23 protein-coding genes are annotated in these 25,311 nt (G+C 35.6%); 18 read left to right on the forward strand and 5 right to left on the reverse strand.

Annotation, left to right across the window (positions count from 1 at the left end; genetic code table 11):
• Nucleotides 1-127: 127 nt before the first annotated feature.
• The gene (locus GJU43_RS11715) at nt 128-793 is read left to right on the forward strand and encodes a uracil-DNA glycosylase (protein ID WP_154340941.1); all 666 of its coding nucleotides are present in this window, start codon (nt 128-130) and stop codon (nt 791-793) included.
• A gap of 146 nt (nt 794-939) precedes the next feature.
• Here the strand turns inward: GJU43_RS11715 and GJU43_RS11720 are convergent, their stop codons facing one another.
• The 5 genes from GJU43_RS11720 to GJU43_RS11740 form a co-directional block, all read right to left on the reverse strand.
• Nucleotides 940-1,326: a DUF4258 domain-containing protein gene (locus tag GJU43_RS11720; RefSeq protein WP_154340942.1), complete on the reverse strand. Its 387-nt coding sequence runs from the start codon at nt 1,324-1,326 to the stop codon at nt 940-942.
• Between the two features lie 36 nt (nt 1,327-1,362).
• The gene (locus tag GJU43_RS11725; protein WP_154340943.1) at nt 1,363-2,562 is read right to left on the reverse strand and encodes an alanine dehydrogenase; all 1,200 of its coding nucleotides are present in this window, start codon (nt 2,560-2,562) and stop codon (nt 1,363-1,365) included.
• Nucleotides 2,563-2,646: 84 nt separating this feature from the next.
• Entirely contained in the window at nt 2,647-3,120 is a 474-nt protein-coding gene (locus tag GJU43_RS11730; RefSeq protein ID WP_154340944.1) for a GNAT family N-acetyltransferase, read from the reverse strand.
• A 94-nt stretch (nt 3,121-3,214) separates the two neighbouring features.
• Nucleotides 3,215-3,622 carry a tRNA (adenosine(37)-N6)-threonylcarbamoyltransferase complex ATPase subunit type 1 TsaE gene (tsaE, locus tag GJU43_RS11735; RefSeq protein WP_154340945.1) on the reverse strand — a complete coding sequence of 136 codons (408 nt, stop codon included), beginning with the start codon at nt 3,620-3,622 and terminating at the stop codon, nt 3,215-3,217.
• A 232-nt stretch (nt 3,623-3,854) separates the two neighbouring features.
• The gene (locus tag GJU43_RS11740) at nt 3,855-5,408 is read right to left on the reverse strand and encodes a bifunctional response regulator/alkaline phosphatase family protein (protein ID WP_154340946.1); all 1,554 of its coding nucleotides are present in this window, start codon (nt 5,406-5,408) and stop codon (nt 3,855-3,857) included.
• Between the two features lie 218 nt (nt 5,409-5,626).
• Here GJU43_RS11740 and GJU43_RS11745 point away from each other — a divergent pair, with 218 nt between their 5' ends.
• The 17 genes from GJU43_RS11745 to fabG all read left to right on the forward strand — a co-directional run bounded on the left by GJU43_RS11745 (nt 5,627) and on the right by fabG (nt 25,220).
• Complete coding sequence (locus GJU43_RS11745) at nt 5,627-6,856, forward strand: HD domain-containing protein (RefSeq protein ID WP_370455604.1); 1,230 nt, start codon at nt 5,627-5,629, stop codon at nt 6,854-6,856.
• Between the two features lie 39 nt (nt 6,857-6,895).
• The gene (gene lpxD, locus GJU43_RS11750) at nt 6,896-7,939 is read left to right on the forward strand and encodes a UDP-3-O-(3-hydroxymyristoyl)glucosamine N-acyltransferase (RefSeq protein WP_154340947.1); all 1,044 of its coding nucleotides are present in this window, start codon (nt 6,896-6,898) and stop codon (nt 7,937-7,939) included.
• Nucleotides 7,932-9,320, forward strand: a complete 1,389-nt coding sequence (locus GJU43_RS11755) for a bifunctional UDP-3-O-[3-hydroxymyristoyl] N-acetylglucosamine deacetylase/3-hydroxyacyl-ACP dehydratase (protein WP_154340948.1) — start codon at nt 7,932-7,934, stop codon at nt 9,318-9,320. The genes lpxD and GJU43_RS11755 overlap by 8 nt, the downstream gene beginning before the upstream one ends.
• Before the next feature lie 74 nt (nt 9,321-9,394).
• Complete coding sequence (gene lpxA, locus GJU43_RS11760; RefSeq protein WP_089050747.1) at nt 9,395-10,180, forward strand: acyl-ACP--UDP-N-acetylglucosamine O-acyltransferase; 786 nt, start codon at nt 9,395-9,397, stop codon at nt 10,178-10,180.
• 136 nt (nt 10,181-10,316) lie between these two features.
• Entirely contained in the window at nt 10,317-10,883 is a 567-nt protein-coding gene (gene efp, locus GJU43_RS11765) for an elongation factor P (RefSeq protein WP_072970794.1), read from the forward strand.
• 134 nt (nt 10,884-11,017) lie between these two features.
• The gene (locus GJU43_RS11770) at nt 11,018-11,947 is read left to right on the forward strand and encodes a UDP-3-O-(3-hydroxymyristoyl)glucosamine N-acyltransferase (RefSeq protein WP_154340949.1); all 930 of its coding nucleotides are present in this window, start codon (nt 11,018-11,020) and stop codon (nt 11,945-11,947) included.
• Between the two features lies 1 nt (nt 11,948).
• On the forward strand, nt 11,949-12,311 hold the full coding sequence (locus tag GJU43_RS11775) for a nuclear transport factor 2 family protein (protein ID WP_154340950.1): 363 nt from the start codon (nt 11,949-11,951) through the stop codon (nt 12,309-12,311).
• Nucleotides 12,312-12,395: 84 nt separating this feature from the next.
• Nucleotides 12,396-13,268 (forward strand): succinate--CoA ligase subunit alpha, encoded by an 873-nt coding sequence (gene sucD / locus GJU43_RS11780; protein WP_154340951.1) that lies wholly within the window; start codon nt 12,396-12,398, stop codon nt 13,266-13,268.
• A gap of 141 nt (nt 13,269-13,409) precedes the next feature.
• The gene (locus GJU43_RS11785; protein ID WP_154340952.1) at nt 13,410-13,838 is read left to right on the forward strand and encodes a hypothetical protein; all 429 of its coding nucleotides are present in this window, start codon (nt 13,410-13,412) and stop codon (nt 13,836-13,838) included.
• Between the two features lie 342 nt (nt 13,839-14,180).
• Complete coding sequence (locus tag GJU43_RS11790) at nt 14,181-14,792, forward strand: RNA polymerase sigma factor (RefSeq protein ID WP_154340953.1); 612 nt, start codon at nt 14,181-14,183, stop codon at nt 14,790-14,792.
• Nucleotides 14,793-14,882: 90 nt separating this feature from the next.
• Complete coding sequence (locus GJU43_RS11795) at nt 14,883-15,995, forward strand: FecR family protein (RefSeq protein ID WP_154340954.1); 1,113 nt, start codon at nt 14,883-14,885, stop codon at nt 15,993-15,995.
• Between the two features lie 306 nt (nt 15,996-16,301).
• The gene (locus tag GJU43_RS11800; protein WP_154340955.1) at nt 16,302-20,027 is read left to right on the forward strand and encodes a SusC/RagA family TonB-linked outer membrane protein; all 3,726 of its coding nucleotides are present in this window, start codon (nt 16,302-16,304) and stop codon (nt 20,025-20,027) included.
• Between the two features lie 11 nt (nt 20,028-20,038).
• A complete protein-coding gene (locus GJU43_RS11805; RefSeq protein WP_154340956.1) occupies nt 20,039-21,523 on the forward strand; it encodes a RagB/SusD family nutrient uptake outer membrane protein in 1,485 nt (494 codons plus the stop codon).
• A gap of 22 nt (nt 21,524-21,545) precedes the next feature.
• Entirely contained in the window at nt 21,546-22,406 is an 861-nt protein-coding gene (locus GJU43_RS11810) for a putative zinc-binding metallopeptidase (RefSeq protein WP_154340957.1), read from the forward strand.
• A 33-nt stretch (nt 22,407-22,439) separates the two neighbouring features.
• Nucleotides 22,440-23,789, forward strand: a complete 1,350-nt coding sequence (locus GJU43_RS11815) for a DUF4302 domain-containing protein (RefSeq protein ID WP_154340958.1) — start codon at nt 22,440-22,442, stop codon at nt 23,787-23,789.
• Between the two features lie 219 nt (nt 23,790-24,008).
• On the forward strand, nt 24,009-24,212 hold the full coding sequence (locus tag GJU43_RS11820; protein WP_154340959.1) for a hypothetical protein: 204 nt from the start codon (nt 24,009-24,011) through the stop codon (nt 24,210-24,212).
• Between the two features lie 261 nt (nt 24,213-24,473).
• Nucleotides 24,474-25,220 (forward strand): 3-oxoacyl-[acyl-carrier-protein] reductase, encoded by a 747-nt coding sequence (gene fabG, locus GJU43_RS11825; RefSeq protein ID WP_154340960.1) that lies wholly within the window; start codon nt 24,474-24,476, stop codon nt 25,218-25,220.
• The last annotated feature ends 91 nt before the right edge of the window (nt 25,221-25,311 follow it).

Below are 25,311 nucleotides of genomic sequence, written 5' to 3' on the forward strand. Positions count from 1 at the left end.
TATTCTCTTTATGAAGTCACGCAAAAGTACAAAAATTGTAGCATTGAATGATGTAAAGTTTGGCTCTAATTTTATAGCGTGTAAATATGATTGCAATGAAAAAATTCCGAAATTCGCATAAAAAAGTATGGACGTTAAAATGCATGATTCCTGGAAGCCCGTTTTGAAGGAGGAATTCGAAAAGCCCTATTTCAACGAGTTAATTGCTTTCGTAAAATCAGAATACACAACCAAAATTTGTTACCCGAAAGGAAGTCAGATTTTTTCCGCTTTTGATCATTGTCATTTTGATCAGGTAAAAGTTGTAATCATCGGACAAGATCCTTATCATGGTCCTAATCAGGCCAACGGATTGTGCTTTTCCGTAAATGACGGAATTCCGTTTCCACCTTCTCTCCAGAATATTTTTAAAGAAATTGAAACGGATTTAAGTAAGCCATTGCCGAAAACGGGTAATTTAGAACGTTGGGCAGATCAGGGTGTTTTTCTCCTAAATGCTACTTTAACCGTTCGACAATCTGAAGCCGGAAGCCATCAGGGAAAAGGCTGGGAAAAATTTACGGATGCTGTTATTAAGCAAATCTCGGCGGAGAGTGAAAATGTTGTTTTTTTACTTTGGGGAGGCTTTGCCCAAAAGAAAGCAGCATTAATTGACGCTTCAAAACACCATATTTTAAAATCAGGGCATCCTTCGCCTTTAAGCGCAAATAGAGGATTTTGGTTTGGAAACAAACATTTTAGTCAGACGAATACTTTCCTGAAATCAAAAGGAATTACAGAAATTGAGTGGTAATTTTATACCATATAAATGGATGATAGTCACCTATAAGAGGGTTCTGCAAGCTTGTCATTTCGGGGGCCTAGAAAATCAAATAGTGAATTAACAGTTCATTACTCTCCGGATGTGATTTCTCATTCTTCGAAATGACAAAATGCCGACTATTTTTCTAAAGGTTTCTTAATAATCTCATCTAAAACGGCTTTGTTTTCGTAGTTGATTACCTTTAGGATAATTTCCTGATTTTTTATGGTTTTGCCTTCAATGACATAAAGTTTTCCTTTTTTGAAAGGTACATTGCTCTGATCAAAATCAACATCTCCGTAGGTTAATGTCTTTCTGACATCAGCTGTGTCAACCCATTTTTCATTTAAGGTCTGAATTGCTTGTGGGGAATACTGAAAAGGTTTGGTACGCAGATTGTTTAAAACGCGGGCATTTGGAAAGTAATTGCATCGGGTGTCTTTTCCACTAAAAACAAGGGCTACGAAAAAGCATCCCATAATAAGACCAATCAAATAATAAGCAAAACGATGTACGAACTTCATGAAATATTTTTTTGGCAAAGGTACATTAAAGTTCTTTTAAAATACAAGTAAATTAATGTCGTTATCCGGTAAATCAAACCATTCTCCAATGGCTTTGTTGGTAAGGATTCCATGATACAGATACACTCCGTTTTTAAGTCCTTTATTGCATCTTATCGAGCTTTCCAGGCCACCTTCTTCTGCTATTTGAAGCAGGTAAGGCGTTAAGATATTACTTATTGAAAGTGAGGCCGTTTTGGAATATCGTGAAGGAATATTAGGTACACAATAATGCAAAACATTGCTTTTGATAAAGGTTGGTTTTTCATGGGTTGTCACTTCCGAGGTTTCAAAACATCCTCCGGTATCAATGCTTACATCAACGATTACAGCCCCTTTTTTCATGTGCTCTACCATAGTTTCTGTTACTATAATAGGACAGCGTTCTTTTCCGCGCATGGCTCCAATAGCCACATCGCAGCGTCTTAAGGCTTTTAATAATGCTTTTTGCTGCACTGTGGAAGTAAAGATTCTTTGGTTTAAATTATTCTGCAGGCGACGTAACTTAGTAATCGAATTGTCAAAAACTTTTACGTTTGCACCTAAGCCAATAGCGGTTTTAGCGGCAAATTCACCTACGGTTCCCGCTCCTAAAATAACAACTTCAGTAGGAGGTACGCCGGTAATGTTTCCAAACAGAAGGCCTTTTCCAAATTCATCCGTGATCATTAATTCTGCTGCAATAAGTATCGAGGCGGTTCCTGCTATTTCGCTTAATGATTTTACGGCCGGATAGGATCCGTCTTCATCTTTTATATATTCAAAAGCAAGTGCAGTAATCTTTTTTTGTGCTAAAGCTTCGAAGTATGTTTTTTTCTTTGTTTTTAACTGAATGGCAGAAATAATGATCGTTTCCGGATTAATCATTTCAATTTCAGCCAGAGTTGGCGGTTCTACTTTAAGGAGCATCGGACAGCCAAATACTTTTTTGGTATCTTTTGTTACTTCTGCACCGGCATCTGCATATTCTTTATCGGTATAACTTGAACTTTCTCCGGCTCCGGATTCAATCATAACGCGGTGGCCTTCATAGGTCAATGAGTTTACGGCGTCAGGAGTCAGGCATATACGACGTTCCTGATAACTTGTTTCTTTAGGGATTCCTATAAAAAGTTCTCTTTTAAATCGTCCCACTTCAAGTTTTTCTTCTTGAGGCAACAATTGTTGTTTCGTAAACGGAGTTAAGGTAATTGACATGTATTATTCAAAAATGTTAAGAGTACAAATTACGTAAAAAGTTTTAAAATTAGTAGAATTATTCTGCTAATAAAACATTAATAATTAAGGCATTATTTTTTCCATTTTAATATCGGCTCTTTCATAAATCCCTTCTTCCAGCGGAATCTCCTTAAAACCAAATTTTTCATATAAATGAATGGCCGGAAGCAGTATTCTGTTCGAATATAAAAACAGTTTTTTAATGTTGTTTTCCCCGGCTACAGCCATGCAGTGCACTAGCATTTTGTTGCCAATTCCAAGTCCCTGTGCTTTATCGGAAACGGCCATTTTTCCAAGTTCGAATGTCGTATCATCTGCCTTTAGCAAAGAATACGTTCCAATGATTTCATTGTTATATCTCGCATAAAAGATAAATCCGCCCTTATCAATAATTTCTTCCTGCGGATTTGAAAGGACCAATTCGTCTCTTTGTTCTACTCTGAAATACTTCTTTAGCCATTCTGTATTGAGGATTTTGACAGCCTCTTTTAGATCAGCTGAAAAAGGAATTATTTCTACTGTTTGCTGCGGATTCATTTTTAATAATTTTATTAAAATCAACTTATTTAACAAAGATTCGCCGTGATTTTGCAAAGACTCACAAAGCTTTTTGTGTATCTCTGTGAAATAATTAAACTAAAGTCAACGACCTTGTTCCGTCAGCCAATTGTTCAATTGTAACAACAGAATGCTCTTCAGGAATCAGATTTTCTATTTTTTCGGACCATTCAATAAAACACCAGTTGCCGGAATACAGATAATCATCAACTCCCATATCGAGTGCTTCTGTTTCTTTGTTTAGACGGTAAAAGTCAAAATGATAGACAATTTGATTGTCAGAAGTATAGTATTCATTAACTAAAGAAAAAGTCGGACTGCTTGTAGCGTCTTCAACTCCCAGAGTTTTGCACAATTGTTTGATCAAAGTAGTTTTCCCAACACCCATTTCTCCGTTGAAAAGAATAATTTTCTTTGGGTTCTGCGATAAAATTTGCCCTGCTACTTCTTTAATCTCATCTAATGAAAAAATAATATTCATGTCTTAATTTAATTTTTGAATGGTGTTCAGTAACAGTCTCAGTCTCAGTCTCAGTCTCAGTTTTCAGTTACTGAACGTAGACTAAAAACTTTTTTTGCCACGAATTTCACGAATTTCCACTAATTTAAAAGTGGTATTTAAAAAGAAATTCGCACTAATTAGTGAAATTCGTGGCAACTTTTTTTACTCTAAACTGACACTGAAAACTGAGACTGCCACCGTAAACTTTTCTCTATTTCGGGTTAAATACCAAAAACGGAATAATCATTTCTTCTAAAGAAATCCCCCCATGCTGATACGTATTTCTGTAATAACTCACATAATGGTTATAGTTGTTTACATAGGCCAAAAAGAAATCATTTTTAGCGAAAATAAACGAACTGCTCATATTTATGGCCGGTAAGCCAATATCTTTTGGTTCTTTTACGACATAGACATCTTTTTGCTCATATGTAAGACTACGACCGGTTTTGTAACGCAAATTTAAGCTTGTATTTTTATCTCCGACAACTTTTGAAGGGTTTTTTACATTAATCGTTCCGTGATCGGTAGTCAGGATTAATTTAAAACCTAAAAGTTGAGCCTGCTGAATAATTTCTAAAAGCGGAGAGTTTTTAAACCAGCTCAATGTTAAGGAACGATAGGCTTTATCATCGGAAGCCAGTTCTTTTACCACATCCATTTCGGTTTTGGCATGCGATAACATATCAACGAAATTATAGACAACAGTTACCAGATCGTTGCCTTTTAGCGCCTTGAAGTTTTCAGCCAGTTTTTTTCCGCCGGCATAATTGGTGATTTTGAAATAATCTTCTTTAATATTTAAGCCCAAACGTTTTAGCTGTGCGCTTAAAAATTCGGCTTCATACAGGTTTTTTCCTCCGTCTTCCACGTCATTTTTCCAGTATTGCGGAAATTGTTTTTCCATCTCAGTTGGCAATAAACCGGAGAAAATAGCATTTCTGGCATATTGTGTCGCTGTTGGAAGAATAGAGTAATAAGGAACTTCTTTTTCCAGTTTATAGTAGTTGGCTACTACGGTTTCAAAAGATTTCCACTGGTCGTAACGCAGATTATCAATAACTACAAACAAAATTGGCTTGTCTTTCTTTTTGATTTCAGGAACTACTAATTCCTTAAACAGCGTATGTGACTGAATAGGTTTGTCTGCTTTTGGTGCAAACCAGTCTTCGTAATTGCGCTCGATATATTTTCCAAATTGAGAATTGGCTTCTACTTTTTGAGATTCCAATATCTCAATCATTCCCTGATCATTGATGTTTTCTAGTTCTAATTCCCAGAAAATCAATTTTTTGTATAATTCCACCCAGTCTTCAAATGAATTCACCATCGCTAATTCCATTGAGATTTTTCGGAATTCTTTCTGGTAATCTAAGGTTGTTTTCTCTGAAATAAGTCTTGAATGATCGAGGTTTTTCTTTAAGCTCAGTAAAATTTGGTTCGGATTTACCGGTTTTATCAGATAATCAGCGATTTTAGAACCAATGGCTTCTTCCATTATATATTCTTCCTCGCTTTTGGTAATCATAATCATCGGAATGGCAGATTTTTTTTCTTTCATTTCAGAAAGTGTTTCCAGACCACTCATTCCGGGCATATTTTCATCTAAAAAAACAATGTCAAAATTATCTTCGTCAAACAATGCGATTGCGTCTAATCCGTTATTACAAGTGGTTACAGCGTAATTTTTCTTTTCAAGAAATAATATATGTGGTTTCAAAAGATCGATCTCGTCATCGACCCAAAGTATTTTTATCTTATCCATAAACAAAATTAATTTTAATGCAATTTAAAGGTATAGAACTTAAAAAGTATTAAAAATAGTATAAAATTCAGAATAACAAATTATGTTTTTTTTCAAATGACTTTTGTTCAATTGTGGTTTTGCAATATGCTCGTATGGAACGGTATTATTTTAAATCAAAAACCGAAAACTCTTTATAGTTATTTACTTATATTTGTTGACTTAAAAATAACCAAATAGTGACTCACATTAATAAGTTAAAAATATTCAATGACCCCATTTACGGGTTTATTTCCATCCCAAACGAGCTTATTTACGATTTAATCCAGCATCCGTACTTTCAGCGTTTGCGCCGTATTTCTCAGATGGGATTGTCTTATTTGGTCTATCCTGGAGCAAATCATACCCGTTTCCATCATGCATTGGGCTGTATGCATTTAATGCAGAAAGCGGTAGAAACGCTTCGTTTTAAAGGAGTTGCTGTTTCATCAGAAGAAGAGAATGCTTTATATATTGCTATTTTACTGCACGATATTGGTCATGGTCCCTTTTCGCATGCCATGGAAAAAAGTATTGTAGAAGATGTGAATCATGAAGCTATTTCACTGCTGTTTATGAATCAGCTGAACGATGAATTTGAAGGAAAACTGAGTTTGGCCATTCAGGTCTTCAAAGGAGATTATCACCGTAAATTCATGTTGCAATTGATTTCAAGTCAATTGGATATGGATCGAATGGATTATTTGAAACGAGATAGTTTTTACACCGGTGTGGCAGAAGGAAATGTCAATTCTGAGCGATTGATTCAGATGATGAATGTGGTTGACGGTATTTTGGTCATTGAAGAAAAAGGTATTTATTCTGTAGAAAAATTCCTGCTTTCACGAAGACTGATGTACTGGCAGGCTTATTTGCATAAAACAAGTCTCGTGGCGGAATTAATTTTGATGAAAGTCTTAAAAAGAGCCAAAGAACTAACGTTAAAAGGGGTAAATCTGCCTTGCAGTGCGCCTCTTTTGTATTTTATGAAAAACAAAATTACCCTTGAAGATTTCGATGCTGAAAAATTGGATCTGTTTTCACAATTGGATGATTTTGATATTATCAGCGCATTGAAAGCCTGGCAAAAACAAGATGATTTTATTCTTTCTACATTAAGTAAAATGATCATTAACAGGGATTTGCTGAAGATTAAGTTGAGTGCCGAAAAAATCCCGATGGAAGAATCCCAGTCCTTAAAAGAAGAATTTGCAGAAGAGCATCATATTAGCTTACTGGAAGCGGGTTATTTTATTTTCAGAGGAAAAATAAAAAACCAGGCTTACAGTAAAGAAGCTGAACCGATACGAATTTTGAAAAAAGATAAAACAATTGAAGATGTTGTTGAAGCTTCTGATCAGCTGAATTTGAAATCATTATCTAAACTGGTGACAAAATATTACATCTGTTTTCCAAAACAACTTATTTAAAATTAACATTTAAAATCTATTTTTTATATTTTTGTCGCAATGAAATTTACAGCAGAACAAATAGCAGGAATTTTAGAAGGAGAAGTTGTTGGGAATCCCAATGCAGAAGTTTCTCGCTTATCTAAGATTGAAGAAGGTGAGGAAGGATCTCTTACTTTTTTGGCTAACCCAAAATATATCAATTACATATATACTACAAAGGCTTCAGTAACAATTGTTAATGATAGCTTCACGCCTGAACAGGAAATTACTACCACTTTAATAAAAGTAGAAGATGCATATGCCTCTTTTTCGAAGCTTTTACAGTTTTACAATCAGGTTAAATTGAATAAAAACGGAATAGAAGCGCAATCTTTTATGTCTGAAGGAACTAAATATGGAGAAAATTTATATTTAGGAAGTTTCAGTTATATAGGCCAAAATGTCGTTTTAGGTAACAATGTGAAAATTTATCCAAACAGTTTTATTGGAGATAATGTTGTTATTGGAGATAATGTATATATTTTTGCAGGCGCCAAAATATATTCGGAGACGATAATTGGAAATAATTGTACGATTCATTCCGGTACTATAATAGGTGCAGATGGTTTTGGTTTTGTGCCAAATGAAGCAGGAATTTATAGTAAAGTGCCACAGATTGGTAATGTTATTATAGAGGATAACGTAGATATTGGAGCTAACACTACAATAGACAGAGCAACTCTCGGTTCTACGATTATAAGAAAAGGAGTAAAATTAGACAATCAGATTCAGATTGCCCACAATGTAGAAATTGGTAAAAATACTGTGATTGCAGCGCAATCAGGTGTGGCAGGTTCTACAAAAATTGGCGAAAATTGTATGATTGGCGGGCAGGTTGGTATAGCAGGTCATCTGGTGATAGGTAATAATGTCAGGCTGCAGGCTCAGTCCGGAGTAGCAAGAAACATTAAAGATGATGAGATTTTGCAGGGAACGCCATCACTTGGATATACAGATTTTAATAAATCATATGTTCATTTTAAAAATTTACCTAAAATCGTAGCCGAACTGGAAGAATTAAAAAAACAAATAATAAACCCAAAAAATGGAAATAATGGTTAAACAGAAGACCATCAAAAATGAAATTTCACTAACAGGCGTTGGATTACACACTGGAAAAGAAGTTACAATGACTTTCAAACCAGCTCCAATTAATAACGGTTTCACTTTTGTAAGAGTAGATTTGCAAGGTCAGCCGGTGATCGAAGCAGATGCTAACTATGTTGTTAATACGCAGAGAGGCACAAACTTAGAAAAACTAGGTGTAAAAATTCAGACTCCGGAACATGTTTTGGCAGCTTTAGTTGGTTGTGATCTGGATAATGTTGTTATAGAATTGAATGCTTCAGAACTACCTATCATGGATGGTTCTTCAAAATATTTTGTAGAGGCTATTGAAAAAGCAGGAATCGAAGAACAAGATGCTAAACGTAATGTTTATGTGGTAAAAGAAGTGATTTCATTTACTGACGAAGCTACCGGAAGCGAGATTCTTGTTATGCCAAGTGATGATTATCAGGTGACTGCAATGGTAGATTTTGGTACTAAAGTGTTAGGTACTCAAAATGCAACCATGAAAAGCATAGCTGATTTTAAAGAAGAAATAGCTAATTCAAGAACTTTTAGTTTTTTACATGAATTAGAATCTTTATTAGAGAATGGATTAATTAAAGGGGGTGATTTAAATAATGCAATTGTATATGTAGATAAGGAAATATCTGAAAGTACAATGGAAAATTTAAAGAAAGCATTTGGTAAAGATAAAATTTCGGTAAAACCAAATGGAGTTCTGGACAATCTTACCTTGCATTACCCTAATGAAGCAGCACGTCACAAATTATTGGATGTTGTTGGAGATTTAGCTTTAATTGGTGTTAGAATCCAGGGGAAAATTATTGCAAACAAACCGGGACACTACGTAAATACCCAATTTGCCAAGAAAATTGGTAAAATAATTAAGATTGAACAAAGAAATCATGTTCCGGTTTACGATCTGAACAAAGAGCCTTTGATGGATATTCACAAAATCATGGCCATGCTGCCACACAGACCACCGTTTTTATTAATCGACAGGATTATAGAAATGTCTGATCGTCATGTGGTTGGTTTGAAAAATGTAACAATGAATGAAAATTTCTTTGTAGGGCATTTTCCAGAAGCACCTGTTATGCCAGGCGTTTTAATTGTTGAAGCTATGGCTCAGACCGGAGGAATTTTGGTTTTAAGTACTGTTCCGGATCCTGAAAATTATTTGACTTATTTTATGAAAATAGATAATGTTAAATTCAAACACAAAGTATTGCCGGGTGATACCTTAATTTTTAAATGTGAATTGATTTCTCCTATCAGAAGAGGAATCTGTCATATGCAGGCAAATGCATACGCAAATGGAAAATTAGTTACTGAGGCAGAATTAATGGCGCAAATTGTAAAAAAACAATAATAATTTAATCAAATTTATTGTTTACGTTTGTTGCCCAAATCAGACTATTTTAATTAAAAATATAAAACATACAGATGAATCAACCATTAGCTTATGTTCATCCTGGCGCTAAAATCGCTAAAAATGTTGTAATTGAGCCCTTTACAACAATTCACAATAATGTTATTATTGGTGACGGCACCTGGATTGGTTCAAATGTGACCATCATGGAAGGCGCTCGTATTGGTAAAAATTGCAATATTTTTCCGGGTGCGGTAATTTCTGCAGTTCCACAAGATTTAAAATTTGGAGGAGAAGATTCTTTGGCTATTATTGGAGACAATTGTACGATCAGAGAATGTGTAACTATAAACAGAGGTACAGTTGCCTCAGGACAAACGATCTTAGGAAACAATTGTCTGGTGATGGCATATGCACATATTGCACATGATTGCGAAATTGGAAACAATGCTATTATTGTAAACGGGGTTGCCCTGGCAGGTCACGTGGTAGTGGGTAATCATGCCGTAATTGGAGGTTTGGCTGCGATTCATCAATTTATTCATATTGGAGATCACGCTATGATTTCAGGTGGTTCTTTGGTACGAAAAGATGTTCCGCCTTATACAAAAGCAGCAAAAGAGCCGTTATCCTACGTAGGAATCAATTCCGTAGGTTTAAGAAGAAGAGGTTTCAGTACCGATAAAATCAGGGAAATTCAGGAAATCTACAGAATTTTATACCAAAAAAATTACAATACAACACAAGCTTTAAGCATTATTGAAGCGGAAATGGAAGCTACTCCGGAGAGAGATGAAATTCTGGATTTTATCAGAAATTCATCAAGAGGAATTATGAAAGGTTATTCAGGGAATTATTAATTTTAGAGTTTAGATTTCTGATTTTAGATTTCTAAGCTGCAGTATATAAAATTAAAAAGATTAAAATATTATAAAAAATGTAGATTAGTTTTTCAAAATCTAAAATCTACTTTCAAAAATCTAAAATAAAAAACAAATGGCATCTACATCAGATATTAGAAACGGATTGTGTATTAAATTCAATCACGATATTTATAAAATCGTTGAATTTCTTCACGTAAAACCTGGAAAAGGTCCCGCTTTCGTAAGAACAAAATTAAGAAGTTTAACTACAGGAAGAGTATTGGACAATACATTTTCTGCGGGACATAAAATAGACGATGTGCGTGTAGAGACGCATAATTACCAGTTTTTGTATGCTGAAGGAGATGAATTTCATTTTATGAATACAGAATCCTTTGAGCAAATTTCCTTGAATAAAAATATCCTGGATGCTCCGGGATTATTGAAAGAAGGAACAAGTGTAATGGTTCAGGTAAATACAGAAACAGATTTGCCATTATCAGTAGATATGCCATCTTCTGTAATTCTTGAAGTTACTTATGCTGAACCGGGAGTAAAAGGAAATACAGCTACAAATGCTACAAAATCTGCTACGGTAGAAACGGGAGCAACTGTAAACGTTCCGTTGTTCATCAACGAAGGTGATAAAATTAAAATAGATACTGCTTCAGGAAATTACATGGAGCGTGTAAAAGAGTAGTTTATTAATTAAGATAATTTGTCAATGAGTCAATTAGATAATTTGTGAATCAACACAATTTGAACATTTATTTCTAACTGACTCATTTTCTAATTGACACATTTTCTAATTGACAAATTTTCTAATTATAAAATATGAAATTTCCAAAGATTCATTCTTTACAAGAAATTGCAAATTTGCTTGAATGCGAATTTATTGGCGACCAAAACTTTCCAGTTTCAGGCATGAATGAAATACATGTTGTTGAACCGGGCGATATTGTTTTTGTTGACCATCCCAAATATTATGAAAAAGCTTTACAATCGGCTGCAACTATTGTTCTGATCAATAAGAAAGTAGATTGCCCGGAAGGTAAAGCTCTTTTAATTTCTGATGATCCTTTCAGAGATTTTAATACGCTGACCAGACATTTTAAACCTTTTCAATTTGCGAATGTAGCGGTTTCGGCTTCTGCAGTTATTGGTGAAGGAACGGTTATCCAGCCCAATAGTTTTATTGGTAATCATGTAAAAATCGGAAAGAACTGTCTGATTCATTCCAATGTTTCTATTTACGATCATACCGTTATTGGTGATAATGTAATCATTCATGCCGGTACTATTCTGGGAGCTGATGCTTTCTACTATAAAAAACGTCCCGATGGTTTCGATCAGTTGATTTCAGGAGGAAGAGTTGTAATTAAAGATAACGTAGGTATTGGGGCACTTTGTACTATTGACAAAGGTGTTACCGGTGATACCACTATCGGAGAAGGAACCAAAATTGACAATCAGGTGCATGTCGGACATGATTCTGTAATAGGAAAAAAATGCCTGATCGCTTCACAAACCGGTATTGCCGGTTGTGTTGTTATTGAAGATGAAGTAACGATCTGGGGACAGGTTGGTACCACCAGCGGTATTACGATAGGAGCGAAAGCTGTTATTATGGGGCAGACAGGAGTTACAAAATCGGTTGAAGGCGGAAAATCTTATTTCGGAACTCCAATCGAAGAATCAAGAGAAAAGTTAAAACAACTGGCCAATATCAAAAAGATTCCTGAAATTCTAAATAAATTGAAGTGATATGTCTATAAAAGAATTTGTTCAAAAGTTTTATAAGTCGGATGCCCTGATTGACAGTGAAATCATGAAAGCTTATTTACATCCTGAAGTTACAGTAGAATGGAATAGTACAAAGGGGCTAATTATGCTGGATCATGCTTCAATGCTCGCTATGGCCAATGAATTAAGTCGTGCTTATGTGCGTTCAAAAGTTAGAATTAGTCATATTATTGCCGAAGATGATTTAGTATCAATACGTTATTCTCACTACGTTAAGACTATTGAAAATCCGAGGGAAGAAATGTTGCTGGCTCATTTTTCTACCATTTGGCAAATTAAAGACGATAAATTATATCGCGGTTATCAAATGAGTCAATTTTCTTAATTTTTTTGATGACAAAAAGGTTAAAATACATTACAAAACCTTATTTTTGCATCACAATTTTAAAAACTACATAAAATATATATCATGAGTGTTTTAGTTAATAAAGATTCCAAAATAATTGTTCAAGGATTTACAGGTAGCGAAGGAACTTTCCACGCTTCTCAAATGATTGAGTACGGTACTAATGTTGTTGGTGGTGTAACTCCCGGAAAAGGAGGAACGACCCATTTAGATCGTCCGGTTTTTAATACAGTAAAAGACGCTGTAGACCAAGCCGGAGCTGATACTTCTATCATTTTTGTTCCGCCAGCTTTTGCTGCTGATGCAATTATGGAAGCTGCTGATGCCGGAATTAAAGTAATTATTGCTATTACAGAAGGAATTCCTGTAGCAGATATGATTAAAGCGAATAATTATGTTAAGGAAAGAAATTCCAGATTAATCGGACCAAACTGTCCTGGTATCATCACTCCGGGTGAAGCTAAAGTTGGTATTATGCCAGGTTTCGTTTTCAAAAAAGGAACTGTTGGTATCGTTTCTAAATCAGGAACTTTAACTTATGAAGCTGCTGACCAGGTTGTAAAACAAGGTTTAGGAATTACTACAGCTATTGGTATTGGTGGAGATCCAATTATTGGAACGACAACTAAAGAAGCTGTTGAATTATTAATGAATGACCCTGAAACTGAAATTATCATCATGATTGGTGAAATTGGAGGTCAATTAGAAGCTGATGCTGCTAAATGGGTAAGAGCTGATGGTAACCGCAAGCCAGTTGTTGGTTTTATCGCCGGAGAAACAGCTCCTGCCGGTAGAACAATGGGTCACGCAGGTGCTATTGTTGGTGGTTCTGATGATACAGCTGCTGCTAAAAAACAAATCATGAGAGACAACGGAATTCACGTTGTTGATTCACCAGCTGAAATTGGTAAAAAAGTAAAAGAAGTATTGGGATAATCTCCGGTATTCAAAATAACAAATTCCCAAAAAGTCTCAATATTTTGTTGAGACTTTTTTACATTTTTAAAATGACTGGAATTTAATTTAAAACTTAGCGGCTCAGATTCTCAGAACCTTAGAAGCTTAAACAAAAGAAATATGTACAAAGAATTAGAAAAATTTAAAGTAAGCAATAGTTTTACTTTTACTGTTGAAGATAGTTTAGAACAAACTTGTAATGCTCCGGAAGCGGGTGCAGGCGTTTTTGTGGTTTATGCTGTTGAAGGTGATGCAAAAGAATTAATCATGGTAGCTTCTACAGGAACTGTTCAGAATGACGGGACTTTAAAAAGTAAAAATGGCGGTTTATATGATAAAATCGTAAACGGACACCAGTTTGCTAAAACAGGAAGAAAATATTCCTGGTCTGCACAAATGAAATTAGAAAACATCACGGCTTTAGAAGTAGTGTGGTACGAAACTTTTACTGCTGAAGTAAAAGGAATTCCAACTACTGTTGAAGGACAGGTTTTGCAAAATTTCTTAGATGAAAATGGTAAACTCCCAAGATGGAATGTGGCTTTCTAAAAGCTGTTTTATTAAAAAAAATATTCAAAAGCCCTACTATTCTTTAGTAGGGCTTTTCTTTTTAATACGATCAATAGCTAGATTTGAATCTATATGTGGACTGTGTAAAATCTGACAATTTTTAAATATAAAATAACTTTAACATTCGCCCCTATAGCCCGCTAAATCAACAAAAGAGACAGTTTTCTATGTTAGAAAACTGTCTCTTTTGTGTAAAAAAATTGGTTTTATATATTTGCTTTTATATATTTATCGCACAAATCTAAAGAATAATGTTAAAAAACTATATTCTTTGTATTAAGTAAAAGTATCTTTTTTAGCAATTCTGCGCCCAAACAAATTATGAAAACCACAACCGTACAAAACACTTTTGATGATATTACTCTTTGGAATAACATGAGGGAAGGTGATGAGAAATCCTTTTCGATATTATTTGAAAAGTATTACGGTGATTTAGTGCGTTATGGCAATTCACTTTCGCCTTATACAGAAAAAGTGCAGGATTGCATACAAGATGTATTTATTGATGTCTGGAATTACAAAGAAAAACTGCAAAGTTCCGTTGTTGTAAAAGCGTACTTATTATCAAGTGTTCGCAAGAGAATTGCACGGCTGTACGAAAGAGATCATATTTTTAGAAAAGTCACCAGTACTGATTCTATTGCTTTTCTTTTGGAATTTTCGGTAGAACATGATCTTATAGACGATGACGATGATGCAACAAAAGAAAAAGTGGCCCGTTTAAATAATTTATTGAATAATCTTCCTCCCAGACAAAAAGAAGCTTTGTATCTCAAGTACCATCAGGGCTTGACAGTAGAGCAGATTGCTGAAATGCTCGACGTAAATTATCAGTCTGCAAGTAATTTATTATACCGTGGTTTACTTACGCTTCGTAAAGAATGGAAGGGTGCTTTATCCTTATTAACACTATTATCTTCAGGTACTTTTTAAAAATATTTCAAAAAAAATAAAAAAAATCACAATTTGGTGAGTATATAATAAGAGGTCTGTCCTCTATGTTTTTGTAACCTCATTTTACAGATGCAAAAACGTAATACCTATACCGAAATTGAAGATTTTTTATCTGATGATTCATTCCAGGCCTGGATCTTGTCTAAAGTGGATGAAGAGGGTTGGGAAGAATGGACTTTAGAAAATCAACAGCGTGCAAAACTGGTTGAAGATGCCAGATTAATATTGCTCGCCATGAAAGTACCGGAGTCGCAACTATCAGCTTCCGATATTCACAGAGCGTTACAAAATACCTGGATCAAAATTGAAAATAGCCAAAAGAAAATTGATTTCAGCCAAGGTACCAAACAGAGATTCGTTAAGAAATATTTTCTTTCCGGAGTTGCAGCAACCTTATTTTTTTGCTTACTGTCGGTTTGGTTTTACAAAAGCAGTTTTAACGAAGGTCATGAAATTGTAACCTACAAAGAACTTATAGATAAAAATAGTGAAGGATTGGTAGAGCAGACCAATAATTCCAATAAACCGCAAATCATCACATTATCTGATGGAAGTTCGGTTTTATTACAGCCCAATAGTAAATTAAGTTACCCTAAAATCTTTACCGGAAACGAAAGAAAGGTGTATTTGTCCGGCGAAGGTTTCTTTGAAATTAGTAAAAATCCTAAAAAGCCTTTTTTCGTTTATGCAAACGAAATCGTCACAAAAGTTGTAGGAACCAGTTTTAGAGTTAAAGCTTATTCTGATCAGCCTGATGTTGAAGTTCTTGTTCGCACCGGTAAAGTTAAGGTAAAATCCAATGAGTTAGTGTCGTCATCAGATCGGGAAGTAGTTTTGCTTCCTAATCAGGCCTTGCGATTTGTAAGACATGATTTAACTTTTAACAAAATCACTAATATTACCGAGGATGAAACGCTGTCCGGCAGTGTGGGTAATATTGAACAATTGAGTTTTGAATTTACCGACATTCCTGTTTCCCAGATCTTTGAGACCATAGAGCAGGCCTACTTAATTGATATTGATTATCCTCACGAAAAGCTAAAGGATTGTCATCTTACCACCTCACTAAGCGATCAGCCCCTCACGGAAAAACTAAAAATTGTCTGTCGAAGTATTGGTAATAATACCAGTTTTGAGATGAATGGCAATCAGATTATTATAACATCTGAAGGATGTAATTAACTTTTTCAAAGACTTGTATCACTACTGTTGCCAGGGAATAATTTCAGTGCAGCATCTTATCATTTTTTAAAAGAGGTAAGCTGAATTCTTTTAAGCAGGAGGAGTTTGCATGAATCTAAAAGAACAAAAAGAATCATTCAAAAATAAAAACAAAGGCCTATGTGAATTTAAAATGCAAAAAAAAAAGTGCCGAAATGCTGTAACATTTTCGACACTTAAATAAAGTTGAATTGCTTTCTGTAAAAAGGAATTCATTCGTTTCTTAAAATACGCTCTAAACAGTATTAATCAAAACAAACCAAAATTATGAAAAAACCAGTTGTTAAACAACGATTACTCCATCGAATCATGAAAATAACACTATTTCAGTTTGTCTTAGCACTTATATTTTCAAGTGGCGCTATGGCGAACGATGCAAATGGACAAAAAAAATTAGATACCAAAGTAACAATTACAGTTGAAAATTTAACTTTGGACAATGCGTTATCTAAACTTTCGAAATCTGCACATGTAAAGTTTTCCTATAATTCAAGAATAGCGCAACTGAATCAGAAAGTAAGTATTGAAGCTAATAATGAAACATTATCTGCTATTCTGTCCAGAATTTTGGAGCCCCTAAACATTTCATATTCAGAAATCAGTAATCAGATTGTATTGCAAAAAAGCAGTAAAAATCTGTTCTCAGATTCAGAAAATACAAATTCACTATTTGAAAGTTTAGTTCCGGGACCAATTATAAAAGGTAAAGTTACAGATCCCAGCGGTGTTCCGCTTCCGGGTGCTACAGTATTGGCAAAAGGGACTAAAATCGCTGTGCTTACAGACTTTGACGGTAACTTTTCGATAGATATGCCGGCCAATAGCACAGCATTGGTGATTTCTTATGTAGGTATGGAAACTAAAGAAATCGGGATAGAAAATACGACTCCAACGGTAGTTCTGAATGAAGCAGGACAAAATTTAAAAGAAGTAGTAGTGACTACGGGTTACGAAAAAACATCAAAGAGAACTTTTACAGGAGCCATCAGCAAAATTTCCGGAACAGAATTAAAAGTAGACGGCGTTGTTGATATCAGCAGGATGATTGAAGGAAAAGCTGCCGGGGTTACCGTTCAGAACGTGACGGGTACATTTGGTACTGCGCCTAAAATTACAGTACGTGGATCTTCTTCTATCTTTGGAGATACAAAACCATTATGGGTTATTGATGGTGTGGTACAGGAAGATATTATCAATATTTCATTTGCTGATTTAGCTTCCGGAAATTCGGAAACTTTATTAAGTTCTGCCGTTGCAGGTTTGAATTCAAATGATATTCAAAGCATTGAAATTCTTAAAGATGCTTCTGCTACTTCAATCTATGGTTCAAGATCATTAAACGGGGTTGTAGTTGTAACAACGAAGCAAGGACGAAGGGATTCTCCGTTAAAAGTGAATTATTCTGTTGAAAATACAGTACGAACAGTTCCGAGTTATACGCAGTATGATATTTTAAATTCTCAGGAATCGATGAGCATTTTAAAAGAAATGGAGCAAAAAGGATTTCTGGACATGCCCTCAACCCTTCAGGGAAGATATGGAGGGGTGTACAATCTTCTTTCCAGACAAATTAATCTATATCAGACATCCGGAGGGCAATTTGGAGTGAAAAACGAACAGCCTTATCAAAACGAATTTTTAAAAAAATACGAATTAGCCAATACCGACTGGTTCAAAGTTTTGTTCAGGCCATCCATTACACAAAATCACTCTTTGAGTTTTTCCGGTGGTGGAAAAAACAATACTTTTTATGCTTCTTTAGGTTATTATACTGATCCGGGATGGACTATTGCGGACAGCGTTAAACAATTGTCATCCAATATAAAAGGAACTTTTTATGTAAATGATAAATTGAATATTACCTTATCTACCATGGCTTCTGTTCGTGATCAGAATGCACCGGGAAGTTACGAAAGCCAGCAGGATGTTGTGTTTGGTAACGTAACAAGGGATTTCGATATCAATCCGTTTAATTATGTTTTAAGCACCAGCAGAACCCTGAGACCTTACGATGATTTAGGGAACAAGGAATATTACAGAAATAACTGGGCTCCGATGAATATTATAAATGAATTGGAAAACAATGTTTTAGAGATAAAAGTAAAAGATATTCGTTTTCAGTTGGATTTAGATTATAAAATCAACAAGCATTTAAGCTATAATCTTACTGGTTCTGCGCGTTATGCGAACACCAGCAGAGAGCACAAAATCTATGAAAATTCTAATGTGGTGGAAGCTTACAAAGCAGGTACGGAATATGGAGCAGACGGAGCTAATACCATTGTTAGAAATGCCAATATCTTTTTATATAAAGATCCAAACGATTTAACGGCACAACCCATTTCAGTATTGCCGAATGGAGGATTTTTAAGAAAATTTACAAATGATCTGACTTCATACAATATCAGAAACAGTGTAACATACCGAAACACTTTGAACGACAAACATGAATTAGAAGGCTTTTTTGGTACTGAATTAAGATCATTAGACCGAAACAGCGATAACTTTACAGCTGCCGGAATTCAGTATGACAGAGGACTTACTGCTTTTACGGATCCAAAGATTATTGAAAAAATCATCAATGAGGGAAGTTCCTATTTTGGATTTAATACAGAAAGAGAAAGAACAGTTGGTTTCTTCGGAAAAGTAGGGTATACCTATGATCGTCGTTACACCGGTTCGATTACAGGTCGTTATGACGGATCGAACAGACAGGGAAACAGCGGTTCTTCAAGATGGCTGCCAACGTATACCGTAAGTGGTAAATGGAATGTGGCCGAAGAGAAATTCATGAAAAATGTAGAATCTATAAATAATTTAGCTTTAAGAGCTTCTTATGGACTTACCGCTACAGCAGGACCTGCAACAAATTCATTAGCGATTTACAAAAGTTTTATTACAGATCGTCTGGGAATTTCAGACAGAGAAACCGGAATTAATATTGACGAATTGCAAAATGCGGACTTAACCTGGGAAAAACAATACGAAACAAACGTCGGTGTAGATTTGGGGATGTTTAACAACAGAGTACAATTTACAACAGATGTTTATAGCCGTAAAGCGTTTGATTTGGTTGATTTCGTAGTGACTTCCGGAATTGGAGGACAAAAAATCAAACAGGGAAATAACGCCAATATGGAGACTAAGGGTATTGAGGTTGGTTTTACCACTCAAAACATTGCAACAAGCAATTTTAAATGGTCAACAACACTTAATTTTTCCGTATACAACCAGGAAATTACCAAATTAGAAAATCAGCCAACTGCATTTGATTTAGTGGATGGAAATGGAGGAAACGCCATCGGACGACCTAGAAACTCCATTTATTCTTACCAGTTTACAGGTTTAAACAATCAGGGACTACCTACTTTTATCATGCAGGATGGAGAGTCTGATAAAGTAACAGGAGCTAATTTCCAGGATACTGAAAATGTGACGAAATACCTGAAATATGAAGGTTCTATTGAACCTAATAAATCAATAGGTTTAGCGAACACTTTTACATACAAAAGATGGTCGCTATATGTATTTGTTGTAGGTTCAGGCGGAAATAAAGTTCGCTTAAATCCGGCTTTCAGCAGTCAGTATGATGATTTGACTGTATTTACAAAAGACTTTACCAACCGCTGGATCAACCCTGGTGACGAACAATACACTAATGTTCCTGTAATTGCAGACAAACGACTGATTACCAACTACGATGGGGCAAATGCATTAGGACGTGCCTACAATACTTACAACTATTCTGATGTAAGAATTGCTGACGGTGATTTTGTGAGACTGAAAAATGTTTCGCTTAGCTGGGAATTTCCAAATGATTTCAAGAAAAAATTAGGAGTAAGTACTTTTACCTTAAAAGGTTCAGCGGTTAATCCTTGGCTGATTTATTCTGATAAGAGATTAAACGGACAAGATCCTGAATTCCGTAATACAGGTGGTGTTGCTTTTCCAATTACAACACAGTACAGTTTTTCTTTAAACCTTTCATTCTAATATAGTTGATTATGAAAAATATAAAATATATAAAAATCACCCTGGCATTTTTACTGATCATTACGCTCAGCAGCTGCGATGAATTTCTTTCGGAAGTGCCGGATAACAGAACGCAAATTGATACGCCGGATAAAATATCGGAATTACTGGTAAATGCCTATCCGGAAGCCTCTTATATGGATTTTGCCGAAACGATGTCTGATAACGTTGCAGACGCGGGACTGAACAACTCCAATATAAAAAACGAGCAGAGCTATTATTGGGAAATGCACGATCAGACCAATGTAGATAGTGAAGCCAACTACTGGGATGCCTGCTATAAAGCTATTGCCCATGCCAATCAGGCACTGGAATCGATTAAAAAACTTGGAGATCCCGCTGGTTTAAATCCGCAAAAAGGAGAAGCCTTACTGGCCAGAGCCTATGCACACTTTATGTTAGTGACATTTTGGTCCAATCGTTACAATCCCGCTACAGCAGCGAAAGATTTAGGAGTACCTTATGTAACGGAACCGGAAACGGAATTGCTGAAAAGCTACAAAAGAAATAGTGTAGAAGAAGTTTTTAATTTTATTCAGAAGGACCTGGAGGAAGGTCTGAGATATGTAACCAACGATTACAAAGAACCTAAATTTCATTTCAATAAAGAAGCCGCTAAAGCATTTGCGAGCCGTTTCTATCTTGTAAAAGGAGATTGGGATAAAGTACTGGAAGTTTCTGCCAGTTTAGGTTCTAAGCCTGACGGAAAGCTTAAAGATTATGTAACGCTGTCAAGCCTGGCTCCGGATGTTCAGTTTATAGAATACGGAAAATCATCTTATACGGCTAATCTGCTCATAGCATCCCCGAATACACTTATAGGAAGATCTGCAAGCGGTAGCAACTATTATCTTACTGATGGAAAACAAACGGAGCTTTTTGGCCCTCAAACCAGTTTTTACAATAAAGCATGGTTGTTTGATTTTTACAGTTACAACAGCAGCAGCACCTTGTTTACACCGAAGTTTGAAGAATACTTTAAATATACCAACCTGACGGCGAATATAGGAATACCGTATGCCGGAATTGTGCTTTTATCTAATGATGAGTTTTACCTGAACCGTATTGAAGCACTGGTAATGAAGAACAGAATTGAAGAAGCCAATACAGAATTAGAGTATTTTTTAGGAACAAGAACAGCAGGATACAATCCGACAACAGATAAACTGACTGAAGCGAAAGTAGTGGCAAAATACCCGGTTATTACAGATGAGTTTACACCTTATTACAGCCTGACGCCATTGCAGACTTCTTATGTTAAAGCCATTGCAGAAGCGAGAAGAAGGGATTTTGTACACGAAGGATTAAGATGGCTTGATGTAAAACGTTTTAATATTGTAGTAAGCCGAAATGACGCTGGTAGTCCGGTTAAAACTTTGGTAAAAGACGATAAACGCAGAGCTTTGCAAATACCGCTTAGCGCATCAAACTACGGAATAGAAAAAAATCCCCGATAATTTTAATTCAATTTTTTAGACTATGAAAATATTAAAAAAATATAAAGCAATACTGGCAGTTGCAGGGGTTTTAACTTTTACAGCCTGTGCCCATGAAGATCAGCCAACCGAAAGTCAGCTGGATTATTCAATACCTGTAAAAACAGCCTTAGACAACTGGATTTCGACTAACTTTCTTAATCCGTATAATATCAGTGCACAATACAAATGGAACCAGAACAAAGTAGATAACAACAGATTCCTTTTTCCTCCGTTGGTAGAGAATGTACAACCGGCGCTGGAAGTTGTTAAACAAATCTGGATTGACAGTTATTCGGAAGTAGGCGGTGCTGATTTTGTAAAGATACTGGCACCAAGGGAAATTGTTCTGGTTGGAGGCCTAAACTCTAATTCGAACGGAACAAGAACACTTGGAATTGCAGACTCCGGACAAAGAATCACCCTTTTTGAGGTAGATTATCTGGACACATCAAATCGTGAAAATGTTACCGAATTCATTCATACCATTCAACACGAATATGTACATATCTTAAATCAAAACAAGCCTTTTGATGAACAGGCCTGGCAAAAAATAACGCCGGGAGATTATACCGGAACGTGGCATTTAGAGCAGCTTCAGACCTCAAGAAATCTGGGGTTTGTAACCAACTACGCAAGAAATAATATTATTGAAGATTTTGCTGAAACAGCCTCTACCATACTGACGAGTTCAAAAGCAGAATATGCGGCGCTTTTGGCCAGTATTACCAATGCAAACGGAAGAGCAAAACTGAAACAGAAAGAAGCAATAGTTGTACAATATTATAAAGATGCTTTTAATATTGATTTCTATGCTTTAAGAGATGCTGCTGAGAGAAATACAACAGCTGTTGTTAATCAATAAGCACTTTAATGTACAATTTATAAAAGTAAAATTATGAAACCAAAAAATATATTGAAGTACTTAATGGTTGCCTTTCTGGCAGTGTATGCCTTAGGCGCTTGTACAAATAGCACAGAAGCAGAACAGATATTCGATAAAACCCCGTCGGAACGTCTGAATGCACAAAAAAAAGAATTAAACGATGCGTTGCTTTCTTCAGAGTTTGGCTGGAAAGCCGTTTACTTTACCGATGATACGCAGTTAGGAGGCTTTACACATTTGTTTAAATTCTCTGCCGGAGGAAAAGTAGTAATGGCATCTGATTTTGATGATGATGTCCTGCCTCATGAAAGCGAGTATGATGTGGTATTAGGGAGTACAGTTAGTCTAGTATTTACCACATTCAATAAAATACATCTTTTATCCGATTCAGACAACTATCCAACCAGTGCTTTAAGAGGTAAGGGATATCTGGGAGATTTTCAGTTTTTATATTACGGACAGGAAAATGGTGATCTTGTTTTTAAAAGCAACAGATTAGTCAGAGAAGTACGTTTTGTAAAAGCCACACAGCAAGACTGGACGGATTTGGCTAAAAATCTGGTATCGAAGCAAAATTTAGTGGGAGGAATTGATAAGCCATTATTCAAATTGCTTGAAATCAATGATGGAAAATCGATTAAGAAATATGAATTTGAATATAATCCGTTATCCAGATATTCCTCTTCTTCTTCCCTGGACGCGGGTTCTTCAGAAGTAGTTAGCATGGGAGTGGGGTATACCCCAACAGGTCTTGTGGTAAGCCCGGCTTTAAAAGTGGCAGGACAGAGCCTGACAAACTTTGCATATGACGAAGCCAGCGAAAGCTTTACCGCAACGGGAACAGGAGGAATAAGCGCTGCCATTAAATACAGCAACGCACCTCTGACTTTGACGAATGATTATAAAATACTGCTTCCGGGAAGTCCACACGCCTGGTTCGGCTATTATGTAGGCGATTACACAGAAGATGCCCCGACAAATTCAGAATTGTTTGTTAAGGAATTAGCCGGAATTAATGCATCTCTACCGACAGGTGTTACCATTACCTCTGTACAGCTTTACCTCAATCACTCACTTGGTAATTTTATCTATTACACATTTGCGGGAAGAGCAGCGATATTCCATTTTGTAAATGTAACAGAAGATCCGGTAGGCAAAAAAGTTATCCTGAGTCACAAATCATGGAATGGCAATACCACTGTAGGAACTCCCGCCTTTTTAAAGGATTTTGATAAACATCTGGTCAATGCAGCCGGTGTTTATGTAAAGAGAGAAAATTTCAGACTGTTTTATACAGAACCGGTTTATACATTTACAAGTGCTTCAAGTTCGTTTAGAATGACGACCTGGAAACTTAATTAAGATTTTTATTTTTAGTTTTTTTAATTTTTGGATAGATGCAGCTCACTTGTGGGCTGCTTTTTCACTAGCAATAAAATAAATATTTTCTTGTTATTCTTTTAATTATTAGAAAGTTATTCTTATATTTATCATCGAAATTATATGCTTAAGGTTATTTACAGGTCTGAAACTCAACAGGCATCAAAAAGTTTGAGGGAACAAAATATTAAACAACCTATTATGATGTTAAAAACAATTTTGAATTTTTCAGGAGTTGAAGTATTAAGCAGAGAAGAACTAAAAAACATGAATGGAAGCGGCGGTCAGAGATGTACCATACCATGGACGCCATTTCCTTATAACGGGCCATGCATTATGCTTCCTCCGGTCACTCCGGTGGAGCCGCTTGAGCCATTTACGGAAGAACCCCTTTTAAAACCATAATACCCCATGCCAGTAGAAAATAACTACTGGTTTTTTTATTTTTTTTGCTAATTTGAAGATGTTCCAATTGTTGTATTTGGCTTTTATACTTTAAATGACTGACAATTGTTTTTTTTTAAAAAGGGAATTATCATATATTTGACGAGTCGTTCATAGCCCTGATAGAAATGGAAATCCTTTTCTGTTTTTTCTTTAAAAACAGAAAAGATTGAAATGGATAGCAGGATTAGCTACAAATAAATATTAAATTTAATTTTGAATATGAAATTACTAGAAGGAAAAGTGGCCATCATTACGGGCGCTAGTCGTGGAATTGGAAAAGGAATTGCTGAAGTTTTTGCGAAACACGGTGCAAACGTAGCGTTTACCTACAGCTCATCTGTTGCTTCTGCTGAAGCTTTAGAGGCTGAATTGAACGCTTTAGGAGTTAAGGCAAAAGGATACCAATCGAATGCAGCCGATTTTAATGAGGCACAAACTTTTGTAGACGCTGTTTTGGCCGATTTCGGAACAGTAGATATTTTGATTAATAATGCCGGGATTACAAAAGATAATTTGCTGATGCGTATGTCTGAAGCAGATTTCGACCAGGTAATTAATGTTAACTTGAAGTCTGTTTTTAATATGACAAAAGCAATTCAGAAAACATTCCTGAAACAACGAGCAGGTTCTATTATTAATATCAGTTCTGTAGTCGGAGTTTCCGGAAATGCAGGTCAGACCAACTATGCAGCTTCAAAAGCAGGTGCAATTGGTTTTACCAAATCTGTTGCACTGGAATTAGGTTCGCGTAATATTCGTTGCAATGCTATTGCTCCGGGATTTATCGAAACTGAAATGACAGCAAAATTAAGTGAAGATATCGTAAAAGGATGGAGAGAAGGAATTCCTTTGAAACGTGGCGGAACAACAGAAGATGTTGCCAATGCCTGCTTGTTTCTTGCTTCAGACATGAGCGCCTATATTACAGGACAGGTTTTGAATGTTTGTGGAGGAATGCTTACCTAAGATAAAGTCTCAGTTTACGGTTTTCAGTTTACACTGCGAACTTAATACAATCTAAAAATTTCAGTTTACGGTTTTCAGTTATTGCTGATTA

The organism is Flavobacterium sp. LC2016-23, from assembly GCF_009674775.1.
Classification (GTDB): domain Bacteria; phylum Bacteroidota; class Bacteroidia; order Flavobacteriales; family Flavobacteriaceae; genus Flavobacterium.